Raw genomic sequence first — 14007 nt, forward strand, 5'->3', positions numbered from 1 at the left:
TTCGGGGGCATGTTCCGCACGCATGGACCGAGTATCGAACCAGCGCGGCGGAGCGTTCCGCAGCCCGGTCGGGCGTGTCGCGCCGAGGGGTCCTTCCGTCCGGTCGAGGCCCCGGGCCGTCAGTCCTGCCCGGCGGTGGTGAGCCCGATGAGCAGCAGGGCCATGTCGTCCGTCCGGGGAGCGGTTCGCCGCGCATGGTCGATGAGGGCTTCGGCGAGCCGGTCCATCGGCTGGAACCTGGTCCGGGCCAGTTGGGCGGCGAGCCCGGACATGGCGTCGTCCAGGTCGACTCCCGGAGTCTCGACGAGCCCGTCGGTGTACAGCGCGAGGATGGAGCCGGGCGCCAGCGGGATCTCGGTGGCGGGATAGTCCGCGTCGGGATCGATACCCAGCAGCAGCCCGGGAGGCAGCGGGAGGACCTCGGCGTGTCCGTCCGGGTGGCGCAGGACCGGCGGGGGATGCCCGGCGGTGGACAGGACGGCCCGGCGGTGCGCGAGGTCGAGATGTGCGTACAGACAGCTGACGAAGCGGCCCGGGTCCAGGGCGACCAGCTGACGGTTGGCCTGCGTGAGAGCCTGTGCCGGTTCGGTTCCGCAGACGGCGTGGGAGCGGAGGGCGGGGCGGATCCGGCCCATCAGCGCGGCGGCGGTGACGTTGTGGCCCTGAACGTCGCCGATGAACGCGGTCGCGGTCGCGCCGTCCACCCGGACCAGGTCGTAGAAGTCGCCGCCGATGTCCATGCCACGGGTGGCGGGCAGGTAACAGGCGGCCGCGTCCACTCCCGGGATGTCGGGCAGCGAATCGGGGAGCAGGGCGGCCTGCAGGGTCTGCGCGAGCTCCTGGCTGGCGTCGTACAGACGGGCTCGTTCCAGTGCCTGCGCGATCAGTCCCGCGAGCGCGGTGAAGACGACTCGTTCCTGCTCGGGGAAGGGGTGGGGACGGCCGAACGCGAACACGCACGAGCCCACCGCACGCCCGGAGGTGATCAGGGGCAGAAACGCCCAGGCATGCAGATCTTCCTGACGGACTGCGGGCGGGTAGGCGCGGGACAGTTCCTCGAAAGTGGCGAAGAAACTGGGCCGGCCGCTGGTGAGGACCTGCACCGGCGGCGCCGGGCAGGTCAGCGGAGCGCCCTCGAAGTGCTCCAGGAGCCCGGGGTTGTATCCGCGGCGGCCGATGACTCGCATTCTGCCGTTCTCGGCCGCGAGCAGGGCCACGGTCTTGGCGCCGAAGGCCGGCAGCATCTCCTCGGTGATCAGATCCACCACGTCGGACACGCCCACGGCCTCGGAGAGGGCGGCGGCCAGGTGGAGCACCTGGTAGACCTCGCCCAGAGGGATCGGCTCGCCGAGGAACGTCCCCGTCCGGGTGGCCCCGGCCCGTGCGTCCCGGTCCGGACCGGCCGGCGAGATCCGGACGCTCACCCCGGATCCGTCGGGGAAGAGCTCGAAGCCGAGCCACTGGTCCGGCGGGCGCAGCGCGGTGAAGTAGGCGGGCCTGCGACTGACCAGTGCGCTGCGGTAGCAGTCCTCGAAGGCGGAGTCGGCGCACCAGGGCAAGGACTGCCACAGACGTGTGCCGGTCAGATCGGGGATGCTGCCGCCGAGCAGGACGGCGGCGGTGGCGCTGACGTAGGTGCACGTGCCCTCCAGGTCGAGCGAGCAGCCGCCCTCCGGCAGCCGTTCGACGAGGTCCGCCGCCGCCAGCGCCTCGGCCGGCGGCCGGCCGTGGGCCGACCGCTGCGGCAGGGTGCGGGGCGCCGGGCCCGGACGGACGGCGTGCCCGGTGTCGGCGGCGTCGCGCAGGAACCGCCCGAGGCGGCGGCAGACGGCAGTGACACGAGCGGGCTCCGGACCGGCGCTGTCGGAGCCGGGCCACAGGAGCAGCAGTGTGCCCCAGGCCCTGATGCCGGTGACGATCGGTGCCGCGGCTCCCGCACAGTGGTACGGAAGCGCGATCGCTGTGCGCGGGTAGCGCCGGGCGAACTCCTGGGGATCGCTCACCCAGACCAGCCGCCGTTCGCGCAGCGCCTCGGCCACCGGAACGGGGCTGGACAGCGCCATCCGGGCCCACGGCGTCAGGTACTCCGCCGGCAGCCCCGCGGTCACCTCCAACCGCAGCGCCTGCCCGTCGGGCGCCGTCAGGAAGACCGCACCCGCGAGCGCCCCCGCGTCGCGCACGGCGGACTCCAGCAGCCGGTCCAGCTCCGCCCGGCGGATCGACCCGGAGACGGATGAGGACGGACCCGTCCCGTAGGGCTGTGACGCGCCGTCTTCCCGCATGGCGCACATACCAGCACCGTACGTCCACACCGGCCGATGTCGTACCGGAGCAATGTTCAGGACGTGTGGATCGGCTCCCTGGAAGTGTGTGAAAGGAATACCTTCCCGGGCGATCGATCGAGAGATCACCGAGAGGGCCCGCGTTCGCAGCGCGGGCCGGGAAGGCAAGCCCGTGGTCAGCACAGTGAACGCCGAGGGCTCCGCTCGCCCTGCCGACCGCGGTCGGCCGGCGCGGCGGAGTGCTGAGCAGCGGTGCCATACCGACCGGCACTGGGGGCGTCAGGCCGGCAGTCTGTGGACCCTGAGCGGCAGGTGGGCATCAGGAGGCATGGAGTGGTGTTCCATTCGGCGAGGTGGAAGTGCTCGGCGCGTTCGCTGCCCCGGCCAGTGCTCGGCCAGTGCTCGGCCAGTCCTCTGCCGTGACCCTGGCGGGCGAGTGTGGTCGCCCGCGTGAAGCCGCGGATCAGCGGTCAGAGCGTGGCGACGAGGCCCTGCCGGTCGGCGCCTCGTAACGGGCCGAGTCCGGGTTTGCGGGAGTTCGGTTCCGTCGCGTCCTTCTTCTTTCGCGCGCGCTGACGGTCGACAGCGGCGGCCGCCTTGTCGGTATCCGTGCCGAGAGCGACGGTCGAGCTGACGTGGATGGGCATCTCTGTGCTGAGCCGGCCGACGGCACGCGTGTTACCGGCGACCCGAAGAGCAGGGCGGGCACGCGCACCGTTCACCCTCGAGAGCCTCCTCTTCGTCGGCGGGAAGGGCGTCCCCTGCCATCGCTCGGCCTGTGGCCGGTTCGCTTTCGCGGACCCAGAAGTGGCAGGTTCCGGTCAAAGCCTGCCCAAGTGCCGGACGTGCCCTCCCGTCCGTGGTCGGGTCCCAGCGACGGCCGTACGAAAGCCCGCCTGGGAGGATCCGGTGTCAGCATCAACCCGAAGAAGACGATGGCTCATGACCTGCGCCATCACCGCAACCGCCGCACTCGTCGCGCTACCCGCAAGCGCCGCGTCCGGCCAGGGCAACAGCCCGTTCGGAGCCCGTGCGCTCGCCCGACTCGCCACCGAACGCGCCCAGTCGGTGGGGGCCGTCACCCCCAAGGCGACGGCCGAGGACGACGACGGTAACGAGGCGGACGAGATAGCCGAGGGCGCGGACCAGTACGCCGAGGCCCGCACCTCCCCCGGCATCGTCGCCCCCGGCGCTTACGGTGCCGCCTGGGCCAGCCTGACGAACCTGCCCGGCACCGGCGGCAGTTGGCGGAACATCACGAACCTGCCGTACAACTCCGACGACTCCCGCTACCGCGACATCGACTCCAACTCCAGCGGCGGCTCGGGCGACGTCACCGGCCGCATGGCCGCGATCGCTGCGGACGACGACGGATACGTGTACGCGGGCAGTGCGGGCGGCGGCGTGTGGCGCTCGCGCACCGGCGGCGGCCACTGGCAGCCCATCAGCGACAAGCTGCCCTCCCAGTCCACCGGCGCGCTCACGGTCGACGGCGCGGGCCGGCTGTGGCTGGGCACCGGCGAGGCGACGACCAACGCGGACGCCTATCTCGGCAGCGGCGTCTACGTCCTGTCCGACCCGCGGCACGGCACCTTCTCCGCCCGCAGCCGGGTCGGCGGCGACGAGCTGGAGTCCACCACCATCCACGAACTCCGCTTCGGCGGCGGCAAGGTGTGGGCGGCGACCAGCGAGGGCGTGTGGAGCCACTCCACGAGGACGCTGAAGGGCGCCTGGAAGCTGGAGTTCGCGCCCAACCCCGACTACCTGCCGGGCGGTTCGCTGGCGAGTGACCCCTCGGCCGCGTACAAGAACATCGCCAACGACATCGCGATCGACCCGAAGGACCCCGGCAAGGTCGTCCTCGCGGTCGGCTGGCGCAGCGGTGACGACTACAACGGCTTCTACACCAAGGGCGCCGACGGCACCTGGACGCGGATCACCAACGGCCTGGGCGACCTGCCGGCCGACCCGGACGACGTCGGCAACGTCACCTTCGCGCGCTCCGCCGACGGCTCCCGCTACTACGCCATCGACCAGTCGCCGGAACAGCTGAACACCAACCCGGACAGCGGTCTGGAGGGTATCTACGTCTCGAGGTCCGGTTCCCCCACCGGCCCTTGGTCGAAGATCGCCGACTATCAGGGTCTGGCCGCCGACGGCTCGGCGCTGACGACCAGCGGCTACATGCCGGGCGTGCAGGCCTGGTACAACCAGTTCCTCACCGTCGACCCGGCGAACGCGGAGCACGTCTACGCGGGCCTGGAGGAGGTCTACGAGACCAAGGACGGCGGTTCCACCTGGTCCACCGTCGGCCCGTACTGGAACTTCTCCTTCCCCTGCTGGTCCATCGACCCGGCGAAGCAGACCGGCGACTGCAGCCAGACCACCCACTCCGACCAGCACGGCGTCGCGATCGGCCGCTACCACGGCAAGAGCTTCGTGTACGTCGGCAACGACGGCGGCGTCTACAAACGCCCGCTCAACGGCTCCCAGGACGCCTCCGGGCACGCCACTGACTGGACCTCCCTCAACGACGGCACCATCGACACCCTCCAGTACTACTCGGTGGGCGTCGGCAAGGACCTGACCTATGGCGGCGTCTCCGTCACCGGCGGCCTGCAGGACAACGGCCAGTCCATCCTCCGCGGCAGCGACAGGATCATGGGCTCGAACTTCGGCGGCGACGGCGGCGACACCCTCACCGACCCGGCCAACGGCTGCGACATCGCCCAGGAGTACGTCTACCTCGCCATCCAGGTGACCCAGAACTGCGCCGTCAACGACGGCAGCTGGACCACCGACGCCACCAAGGCCACCTCCTACAACGTCGCCCCGGCCGACAACGCCACCGGAGAGGCCCGCTTCATCGCACCGATCACGGCCGACGCGAAGAACCCCGCGACCTGGATCGCGGGCGGCCGGCACATCTGGGTCCAGACCCACGGCTACGCCATCCGCAGCGGTGACGAGTGGACCAGCGTGTACGACCTCGGCGCCGGCCGCACCGCGACCGCCGTCGCGGCCTCGGGCGGCAAGGTGTACGCGGCCTGGTGCGGCCCCTGCAACAACCAGGGCTTCGCCCGCGGCATCTCCGTCGGCAACGCGGACGGGAGCGGCTGGCACGACATCACCCTGCCGACCACGGGGGCGGACGGGACCGTGCCCAATCGCTACCTCGCGGGCTTCGCCGTCGACCCGAAGAACGCCGATCACGTCTTCCTCGCCGTCAACGGCTTCTCCCGGCACTGGACCGAGGGACCGGGCGCGGGCGTCGGCCACGTCTTCGAGTCCACCGACGCCGGCACCACCTGGAAGGACATCTCGGCGAACCTGCCCGACGTGCCGGCGAACTCCGCGGTCGTCACCCCGAACGGCGGCCTCGCCGTCGCCACCGACCTCGGCGTCGTCTACCGCGCCCCGGGCCGCACGCAGTGGGAGCGCGTCGGCTCGCTCCCCGCGGTCGCCGTGCTCCAGCTGAAGCTGAGCCCCGACGGCAGCACCCTGTACGCGGCCACCCACGGCCGCGGCATCTACACGATCAAGGTGCGCGACTGCCGCTGACGCCGCGGCGTGACAGGGGTGATCCCGGCCTCCGGGGTCACCCCGGTGTCGGGTACGGCACCACGCTCACACTCAGGATGAAGGCGACGCGTGCCGCACCCGCCACGTCCGGTGCCTTCGCCGTCACCGAGACCACGGCCGTACCGCCCCGGGTGCCCGCGCATCGCAGCGAGGCACGGGCGGTACCGTCCGCGTCCAGCCGCCATCCGGAGGGCACCGCGAAGACAGGCGCCGAACTCCGCACCCCCGTCCAGCGCCTGTCGTCGACACGGGGCTCCAGGACGAGCGACACCACGGTCCCGGGCCGTACGCACAACCCCCGCCGGGGCGCATCCCCCGGCGCGACGGTGACCTCCGTATGTCCGGCGGCGCAGTTCCCCGCCGAGGCCGAGGGTGAGGCCGCCGAGACGGACGGGCTCGCTTCGGAGGGGCTCGCGGACGTGCCCGTCGGCGTACGGCCCGACGGCCCCGACGGGCCGCCGCTTCTCCCTGACTGCCCTCCGGCCGACGTACCGCACGCCATCAGCACGGCCATCCCGGCGACCGCCCCAACCCCGGCCCACCACCGCATTCCGGCACCTCCTGGCCCACATGTACGGATACCAGCATGCTCCTCCGACGCGGATCGGATCGAGGCGACCGTCACCCTGCCTCCTCCACCGCCCTGGTCGGCTTCGGCCTGGACTCGGTCATCGAGGTCTCGTCCGCCGCCGCGGTGGCCTGGCAGTTCTCCGCCGGAGAACACGCCGTGCGCGCGGCACGGGGAGGCGGAACGCTCCATCCCCGGCATCGTGCTCGCCGCGCGGGTCGTGAACTCGGTTCACCGAGCGCGGCATCGACATCTCCGCGAGTTCGCCAAGCGCTGGACCGACGAGGTCGTCCGCGCCGCCGACGTCGTCGTCGGCATGGGCTGCGGCGACGCCTGCCCGGTCATCCCCGGCAAGCGCTACCTCGACCGGACCCTCGACGACCCCGCCGCGGTCAGTCCCCGGAGAAGATCTCCCGCACTTCACGGAGCGCGTAGTAGACGAGCACGTATCCGGCGGCCGGGTCGGCCCACCACCATCCGAACGCGGTGTTCAGGACGAGGCCGAGCAGTACGGCGGCGGCGAGCAGGCCGTCGATCAAGGTCACCCGGCCCTCGGTGGCCAGCACCGGATTGCCGAGCGCGGCCCCGGTGCGGGTCTTGCCGAACGCCAGGGCGAACATCACGGCGGCCGTGACCGCGGTCCAGCCGATACCAAGCGGCGAGGTGCGCGGATGGAAGCCGGTGGCCAGTACCCACGTGGACTGCACCAGCAGATAGACGGCCAGAGCGGCGAACCCGACGCCGATCAGCCGTAGCGCACGGCGCTGACGCGCCTCGCCGGTGCCGGACAGCTCCCAGATCACCACGGTGGACGCGCCGATCTCGATCAGGGAGTCCAGACCGAACCCGGCGAGCGCGACCGAGCGCGCCGACACGGCCGCCACCGCGAGAACCACGATCCCGATCACGTTCCAGCCCAGCGTCACGTACTCCAGGGCGAAGCCCCGGCGGAGGAGAGCCGTGCGGTCGGCACTGTCCAAGGTCGTCACGGCTTGAGTCTCCCAAGCCTGTTGGCAGGTATGCATCGGCCCCCACCGCCCATTACCTGCTCGGGCGCCACCGAGGCAGGACCGAAGGCGCACGGAGCAGCGGACAACATCGACAGGGCGGGCCCCGTTGCGCTACCTCACCGACCGGGCAGTGCGGCGCGGCGACGGCCGGAGCCGCCTCCTCGCACGTGCAGTTGCTGCTCGGCACCGGGCTGGGCGGGGCGCCGACGACGCACTCGACGTTCTCCTACGAGACGCTGCGGCCGGCCGAGGACGGGGCCCGGCTCTTCGCCGCCGCCAACGTGATCGCGAGCGTGGTGGCGGGCCTGGGAGCGCTGTTCATCGGCGTCGCCTTCGCCCAGGCGCTGCGGGCGTGAGCGGGGCGTCTGCCCGGCAGTGCTCCGGAAGGGAGGGTCACGAGGGTTTCCCCGCACCCGTGTTCGCGGCCCGCTCGCGGGACGCCGCGATCTCCGCGTACGCCTGCGCTCGTCCCTCCCAGTGCGAGCCCTCGACGGACTTGCCGGGTTCCAGGTCCTTGTAGACCTCGAAGAAGTGGGTGATCTCCAGCCGGTCGAAGTCGGGGACGTCACCGATGTCCTGAAGGCTCGCCCAGCGCGGGTCATGGGCCGGTACGCAGAGGATCTTCTCGTCCGGGCCGTGCTCGTCCCTCATCACGAACATGCCGACGGCCCGGCACTCGATGGCGCAGCCGGGAAACGTCGGCTCCCCGACCAGGACCAGGGCGTCGAGCGGGTCCCCGTCACCGCCGAGGGTGTGATCGATGTAGCCGTAGTCGGCCGGATACTGGGTCGAGGTGAACAACAGCCGGTCCAGCCGGATGCGGTGCACCTCGTGATCCATCTCGTACTTGTTGCGCGACCCCTGGGGGATCTCCACGATCACGTCGAACTCCACGACGGCCTCCTTGCCTGCCTGTTGTCCTGCTCCCGGGGGTTGCCCCGGTCAACCCGCTCCGGTCCGCTCGCCGTTCCTCGCCGCGTCCGCTCGCCGCTGGGCGGCGACGGCGTCCTCCAGTACCGCGAGCAACTTCCGCAGCCGGGTGGCGAGGTGGACGGCGCGGTGCCGCCAGGCGGTGTTGGTGCCGCCCAACGAGGATACGGACATGGTTCCTCCTGGTCGGCGTCGCTGGACCAGGCACCGTCAGCGGACGCCTCCGCGGTTGCGGTGAGCCCCATCACCTGCACGTCCGCCCAGGGGCGTGCCCTTCCAGTGTGCGCCTTCGGCCGTTCCTTGCCGTGGTGGAGCCCGGAGAACGGCCCCAGGCCGTGGCGTGCCGCTGTGCCCGACCACCATCGGATCGGCATGGTGCTGCTCGGCCGCAGACTCCGTGCCCGGTTCGGCCCGCGGCGGAGGCAGTCCTCCACACGGACCTCGCCCCGCACGCCGGGCGGCGGTTCGCTCGGACCGGGCGACGGATCCCGCCCGAGCTGCTGCCCTCCGCCGCAGCCTCGATCCTCCTGATCCTCGTGATGCCATGCCTGGAACGCCGCTTCTTCGACCAGTTCGGCGACCGCGTCCCCGAACCCGGGACCGAGGGGGCGTTCGCGGCCCCGCCGACTCCGATGCGGCCGGCGGAGAAGGCCGACAGCCAGGCGGCGCTGCACGCCTTCCTCCTCGGCTCGCCTGGGCTTCCGAGGACCACCGCGTGGAGCGGGTCGCGGGTTCACACCGCGCCCGGTGGGACGCCGTCCGGGGAGAGGATGCCCTCACGCAGTTGCAGGGGTGCCATGCCGTGCCAGCGGCGGACCGCCCGGCGCAGGGCGCGTTCGTCGGAGAAGCCTGCCTGGCGGGCCACCTCACGGAGGGTGAGGTGGGGGCGGCGCAGAAGCTGTTCGACGCGTTCGCGGCGGACGCCCTCGACGATCGCCTCGTAGGAGGTGCCGCAGTCGGCCAGACGGCGGCGCAGGGTGCGTTCGCTCGACGCGTGTCTGCGGGCCTGTTCGGAGAAGGAGGGGACGGCCGGGAGGCTCTGCGCGACGGAGATTTCCAGTACCTCCAGGAGGTCCTGCTGGCGGCGGCGTGAGGCCATCTGCGTTTCGAGCAGTTCCAGGGTCGAGGCGCAGGTGATCGGATCGCGGCCCGGCATCGGCCGGCTGATCCACGCCTGCGGAACCACCAGCCGGTTGCGGGAGGCGCCGAAGTGCAACGGGCAGCGGAAGAGGTCACGGAACGGCTGGACGTCGCGCGGGGCGGGGAAGGCGAAGCGGACCTCCTGGGGTGCGAGGTCGGCGCCCACGGCGAGACGGGCCAGTGTGACGACGCTGGAGAACGCCTCCTCCACGAGGAAGACGCCGACGTTCGGGTCGATCACCGGATCCGGGAGGTCGGCCCGGACCACGTAGTCGGCGTCCTCCCGGCCCGCCGACCAGACGGTCATGGCCCCGGACACGTTCTGGAAGCGCACCCCCGCCTCGATGGCGGCCTGGAGGGTGTCGCTTGCGAGCATGGCGAAGCCCAGGAGACCCCACGCGGTGAGGTGCTGTGCGGCTCCGACCCGCAGCCCCAGGTTCTCGTCACCGGTGAGTTCGACGGCGCGCCGGATGACGGTGCTGCCCTGGCGGTAGGAGACGCGCAGGGCCGCCGACCGCATCAGGGTCTCGGTGAGCCCCACTTCCGTCAGCTCGGGTCGCAGGTCGACGCCGTACTCCCCGGTGATCCGGCTGAGGTAGCGCAGAATGTTCGGGGAGATCGTCGCCGACGTGCTGCGGGTGGTGCCGTTCTCCGGACGGGGTGGATCGGGCATGGCGTCTCTCCAGGGCCGTACTCGCGACCACTCTAGGCATTCGCGTCCGGGTTCGGCCTTGCTAGCGGGTGCGGATCCACACCGTCTTCTCCCTGGTCCACTGGGCGAAGGCGTCGGTGGACCGCTCCACGCCGCCGAATCCGGACTGTTTCCAGCCTCCGAAGGGGGCGGTGATGTCGCCCTCGCTGTAGGCGTTGACGGAGACCACTCCGGCCTGGATGCCGCGGGCGAGGCGGAAGGCGGTGTCCAGGTCGTGGGTCCACAGGGAGGCGGCGAGGCCGTACGGGGTGGCGTTCGCCGTTCGGATCGCCTCCTGCTCGGAGGCGAAGGTCTGGACGGTGACCACCGGCCCGAACAGCTCCTCGGTGAGGACCCTGCTTCCGTCGGGGGCGCCGACGACGACCGTGGGCGGGTAGTAGGCCCCGTGCGGGTGCAGGTCCGCCGGCAGCCGGGCGGCGTGTGCCACGGCTCCGGCGGCGACCGCCTCGTCCACGGCGCCGGCGACCCGGTCTCGCGCCGCCCTGTTGATCAGCGGTCCCGTCCGGGTGTCCGGCTTGGCGGGGTCACCGATGGCCAGGGCCCTGGCGGCGGCCGTGAACCGTGCGACGACCTGGGCGGCGATGTCCTCGTGGACGAGGATCCGGGAGCCGGCCGTGCAGTTCTGCCCCGTCGTCAGGAACGCCGCGTCGATCATGTCGCCGATGAGTTCGCTGCCGAAGTCGAGGGCGTCCGGCATCAGGACCTGGGGGCTCTTGCCGCCCATCTCCAGCGAGACCCGCTTGAAGTTGGTCTCCGCGGCATCGGCGAGGATCCGCCGTCCGGTCGCCGTCGAGCCCGTGAAGGAGAGTGCGCCGACCCCGGGATGGCGTGCGAGCGCCTGACCGGCTTCCGTGCCGTAGCCGGGCAGGACGGTCAGCGTGCCGTCCGGCAGTCCCGCCTCCGTCGCCAGCCGTGCCACGTGAAGGGCCGAGCGCGGGGTCGCCTCGGCGGGCTTGAGCAGCAGGCTGTTTCCCGCGGCGAGGGCGGGGCCGATCTTCCAGGCGGCCATGGCGAGCGGGTAGTTCCACGGGAGGACGGCGGCGACTACTCCGACCGGCTCCCGGCTCATCAGGCCCAGGTGGTCGTGGCCGGTGGGCGCGATGCGCCCGAAGACCTTGTCGGCCGCCTCCGCGAACCAGCGGATCGACTCGATCGCGCCGGGCACGTCACCGGTACGGCACTCCGTGATGGGCTTGCCCGCGTCCTCGCAGTCCAGGCGGGCCAGGATCCCGGCGTCGCGTTCCATCAGCCCGGCGAGGCGCAGCAGCACCGCGGCCCGCTCCCGGGGCGGCCGATCCGCCCACACCCCGCTGTCGAAAGCACGGTGGGCCTGGTCCACGGCCGTGTCCACCTCGTCCGCGGTGGCGGCGGGCAGGGTGTCGAGCGTCTCCCCGGTCGCCGGGTTGACGACCCGGAGCAGACGATCGTGCGCTTCCGTGGTCATGATCATGCCTCCTTCACGAGTTCCCAGCGGCCGTCGACCTGCCGGGCCAGTCCTCTGCGGCGCAGGTCCTCCAGGTACCGCGCCAGACCGCGCTCGCCGCGCTTGCGGAAGAGCGGGAGAAGCCGGGGGAGAAGGTTCGGCACGAGCATGGAGAAGCGGACCAGGAGCGATTCACCGACGCGTGGATACGCCTCGAAGCGCGGCCGGTCGAGCATGCCGGCCACGGCGGCGACGACGTCGGACGGCTGCTGCGGCGGGTCCTGGAACTGCAGGGAGTTGCCGCCGCCGACGGCCTCCTGGCGCAGCATCGCGGTGTCGGTCGCCGACGGCAGGACCGACCCGACACGGATGCCCTTGCCCGCCAGGTCGAGGGCGATGGACAGCATCGCGCCGCGCAGCCCGAACTTCGACGCCGCGTAGATGGGGGTCTCGCCCTGGGGGAAGATGCCGGCGAGTGACACGGTGGTGATGATGCGGGGGTCGCCGGAGGCCCTCAGCAGGGGAATGGCGAGCCGGGTGGCCACCAGCGGGGAGACCATGTTGAGGTCGATCTCCCGCTCGATGGTCTCCACCGCGCGCACGTCGAACCGCTCGGTGCTGGTCATGCCGACGTTGTTGACCAGCACGTCGAGGCGGCCGAAGGCGGCGGCGACGTGTTCGAAGAGGTCCGCCACCCCTGCCCGGTCCAGCAGGTCGCAGCCGAGGCCCAGGTGACCGGCGCCGGGCAGGGTGTCCGCGACCCGCTTCGCGCGCTCACCGTCGATGTCGACGACGACGCACACGGCGCCGCCGGTCGCGAACCGCCGGCACAGCGCGCTGCCGATGCCGCCCGCGCCGCCGGTCACGAGCATCACCTTGCCGGTGTAGTCGTAGCCGCTCATGCCACCGCCTCCTTGCCGCGGACGGCCGCCACCGCCGGCGGGCGTCCCTCGGTGGGCCAGCCCATGGCGGCGGCGACCTTTCCGAGGTATTTCGTGTACGCGGCACTGTCGACGTAGCCGGTGTGCCGTGGGGAGTCCACGAACCGCAGGCCGCCGGACAGGTCCGGGCGGTCGCCCCGGATCATGCCGGCGAACCGCTCGGCGTTCGGCATGCCCCGCCGGGTGTCCTGGACGAAGCCGGCGATCAACTGCGCCTGCGCGTCGAACAGTTGGTAGGCACCGGAGTTGGTCTCGATGAAGCCGACGCCGAACAGCCCTTCGTGCTCGCGGGAGAACGAGGACAGGTACAGGTCGGGGTGCTGCTCGTCGCCGAAGTAGCGCTGCGCGACGGGCACTTTGTGGACGTAGCCGGTCGCCAGCAGGATCAGGTCGAAGTCGTTGCTGCTGCCGTCGGTGAAGTGGACGGTACGGCCCTCGGCGCGCACGATGCCGGGCCGTGCGGTGATGTCGCCGTGCTGGAGGTGGTGCAGGAGCATCGAGTTGACCGTCGGATGGGTCTCGAAGAGCTTGTGGTCCGGTTTCTGCAGGCCCAGGCGGCGCGGATCGCCGTTGACGATCCGCAGGAGTGCGCCGAACAGCTTCTGCTCCAGCCACTTCGGCATCCGGGGACCGACGCCTTCGAGGGTGTCCACGGGCCTGCCGAACAGATGCTTCGGGATGAACCAGTAGCCGCGGCGCATGCTGATCTCCGTGTGGTCGGCGGCCCGGGCCGCGTCGCAGGCGATGTCGCAGCCCGAGTTGCCCGCGCCGACCACCAGGACCCGCTTGCCGCGCAGTTCGTCGCTGCTGCGGTAGCCGACGGTGTGCCGGATCTCGCCGCTGAAGTCACCCGGGATCTCCGGGATGTTGGGGTGCCACTGCGCGCCGGTGCAGACCACGACCTGCCCGTGCCGACTGGTGCGCCCGTCGGCACGGGTGACCGTCCAGGTGCCGTCCGGGTTCTTCACCACGTCACGGACCCCGGTGCCGAACTCGATCCGCTCCGTCAGCCCGTACGCGTCGGCGAAGGACCTCAGGTACGACAGGACCTGCCGTCGCGGAGGGTAGTCGGCGAAGTGGTCGGGCATCGGCCAGCCGCCGAACCCCGAGAGGGTCTTGCTGGAGATGAAATGCGCCGACTCGTACATCGGGCTGCCCGGGTTGTCGATGTCCCACAGACCTCCCGGACCCGTGTGACGCTCGATGTGCGTACAGGGAAGCCGCCGCTCGGCGAGCGCCCGTGCCACTGCCAACCCCGCGGGCCCCGCACCGATGACACAGGTGTCGAATTCGGACTCCTTCACGAGTCCACCTCCTCTCGTCGCCACGTTTCGGCGTGGGAGGAACTTAGGCAGCGTGCAAGCGCCCGCGGACTGGCCTGTGCGGCCACGAAGGGGGCTCCAGCGGCCAGGCCGCTGA

General features: G+C 71.6%; 11 protein-coding genes and 2 pseudogenes. 3 read left to right on the forward strand and 10 right to left on the reverse strand.

What is annotated here, in order from left to right; genetic code table 11:
• Positions 1 to 119 precede the first annotated feature (119 nt).
• Together ACFZB3_RS07965 and ACFZB3_RS07970 are read right to left on the reverse strand one after the other, a co-directional pair.
• Positions 120 to 2282, reverse strand: a complete 2163-nt coding sequence (locus ACFZB3_RS07965) for a SpoIIE family protein phosphatase (RefSeq protein ID WP_391371423.1) — start codon at positions 2280 to 2282, stop codon at positions 120 to 122.
• A gap of 470 nt (positions 2283 to 2752) precedes the next feature.
• On the reverse strand, positions 2753 to 2929 hold the full coding sequence (locus tag ACFZB3_RS07970) for a hypothetical protein (RefSeq protein WP_391371426.1): 177 nt from the start codon (positions 2927 to 2929) through the stop codon (positions 2753 to 2755).
• A gap of 262 nt (positions 2930 to 3191) precedes the next feature.
• Here ACFZB3_RS07970 and ACFZB3_RS07975 point away from each other — a divergent pair, with 262 nt between their 5' ends.
• On the forward strand, positions 3192 to 5843 hold the full coding sequence (locus ACFZB3_RS07975) for a glycosyl hydrolase (RefSeq protein ID WP_391371429.1): 2652 nt from the start codon (positions 3192 to 3194) through the stop codon (positions 5841 to 5843).
• Between the two features lie 37 nt (positions 5844 to 5880).
• Here the strand turns inward: ACFZB3_RS07975 and ACFZB3_RS07980 are convergent, their stop codons facing one another.
• A complete protein-coding gene (locus tag ACFZB3_RS07980) occupies positions 5881 to 6138 on the reverse strand; it encodes an acetyl-CoA synthetase (RefSeq protein ID WP_391371432.1) in 258 nt (85 codons plus the stop codon).
• A gap of 354 nt (positions 6139 to 6492) precedes the next feature.
• On the opposite strand from ACFZB3_RS07980, the pseudogene ACFZB3_RS07985 reads away from it, so the two are divergent.
• A pseudogene (locus tag ACFZB3_RS07985) lies at positions 6493 to 6621 on the forward strand (cation transporter); the annotation flags it as partial.
• 203 nt (positions 6622 to 6824) lie between these two features.
• Here ACFZB3_RS07985 and ACFZB3_RS07990 read toward each other — a convergent pair.
• A complete protein-coding gene (locus ACFZB3_RS07990) occupies positions 6825 to 7421 on the reverse strand; it encodes a cation transporter (RefSeq protein WP_391371434.1) in 597 nt (198 codons plus the stop codon).
• A 155-nt stretch (positions 7422 to 7576) separates the two neighbouring features.
• Here ACFZB3_RS07990 and ACFZB3_RS07995 point away from each other — a divergent pair.
• A pseudogene (locus ACFZB3_RS07995) lies at positions 7577 to 7798 on the forward strand (fluoride efflux transporter FluC); the annotation flags it as partial.
• Between the two features lie 37 nt (positions 7799 to 7835).
• Here ACFZB3_RS07995 and ACFZB3_RS08000 read toward each other — a convergent pair.
• The 6 genes from ACFZB3_RS08000 to ACFZB3_RS08025 form a co-directional block, all read right to left on the reverse strand.
• Positions 7836 to 8336, reverse strand: coding sequence for an inorganic diphosphatase (locus ACFZB3_RS08000; protein WP_391371437.1), 501 nt, complete (start codon positions 8334 to 8336; stop codon positions 7836 to 7838).
• A 48-nt stretch (positions 8337 to 8384) separates the two neighbouring features.
• Positions 8385 to 8546: a hypothetical protein gene (locus ACFZB3_RS08005; protein WP_391371440.1), complete on the reverse strand. Its 162-nt coding sequence runs from the start codon at positions 8544 to 8546 to the stop codon at positions 8385 to 8387.
• Between the two features lie 559 nt (positions 8547 to 9105).
• The gene (locus ACFZB3_RS08010) at positions 9106 to 10185 is read right to left on the reverse strand and encodes an AraC family transcriptional regulator ligand-binding domain-containing protein (RefSeq protein WP_391371443.1); all 1080 of its coding nucleotides are present in this window, start codon (positions 10183 to 10185) and stop codon (positions 9106 to 9108) included.
• 61 nt (positions 10186 to 10246) lie between these two features.
• Positions 10247 to 11668 (reverse strand): aldehyde dehydrogenase family protein, encoded by a 1422-nt coding sequence (locus tag ACFZB3_RS08015; RefSeq protein ID WP_391371448.1) that lies wholly within the window; start codon positions 11666 to 11668, stop codon positions 10247 to 10249.
• A gap of 2 nt (positions 11669 to 11670) precedes the next feature.
• Complete coding sequence (locus ACFZB3_RS08020; RefSeq protein ID WP_391371451.1) at positions 11671 to 12549, reverse strand: SDR family NAD(P)-dependent oxidoreductase; 879 nt, start codon at positions 12547 to 12549, stop codon at positions 11671 to 11673.
• Positions 12546 to 13892 (reverse strand): NAD(P)-binding domain-containing protein, encoded by a 1347-nt coding sequence (locus tag ACFZB3_RS08025; RefSeq protein WP_391371454.1) that lies wholly within the window; start codon positions 13890 to 13892, stop codon positions 12546 to 12548. The genes ACFZB3_RS08020 and ACFZB3_RS08025 overlap by 4 nt, the downstream gene beginning before the upstream one ends.
• Positions 13893 to 14007: the final 115 nt, after the last annotated feature.

Origin of the sequence: Streptomyces sp. NPDC008092, assembly GCF_042957285.1 — a bacterium.
GTDB lineage: Bacteria > Actinomycetota > Actinomycetes > Streptomycetales > Streptomycetaceae > Streptomyces.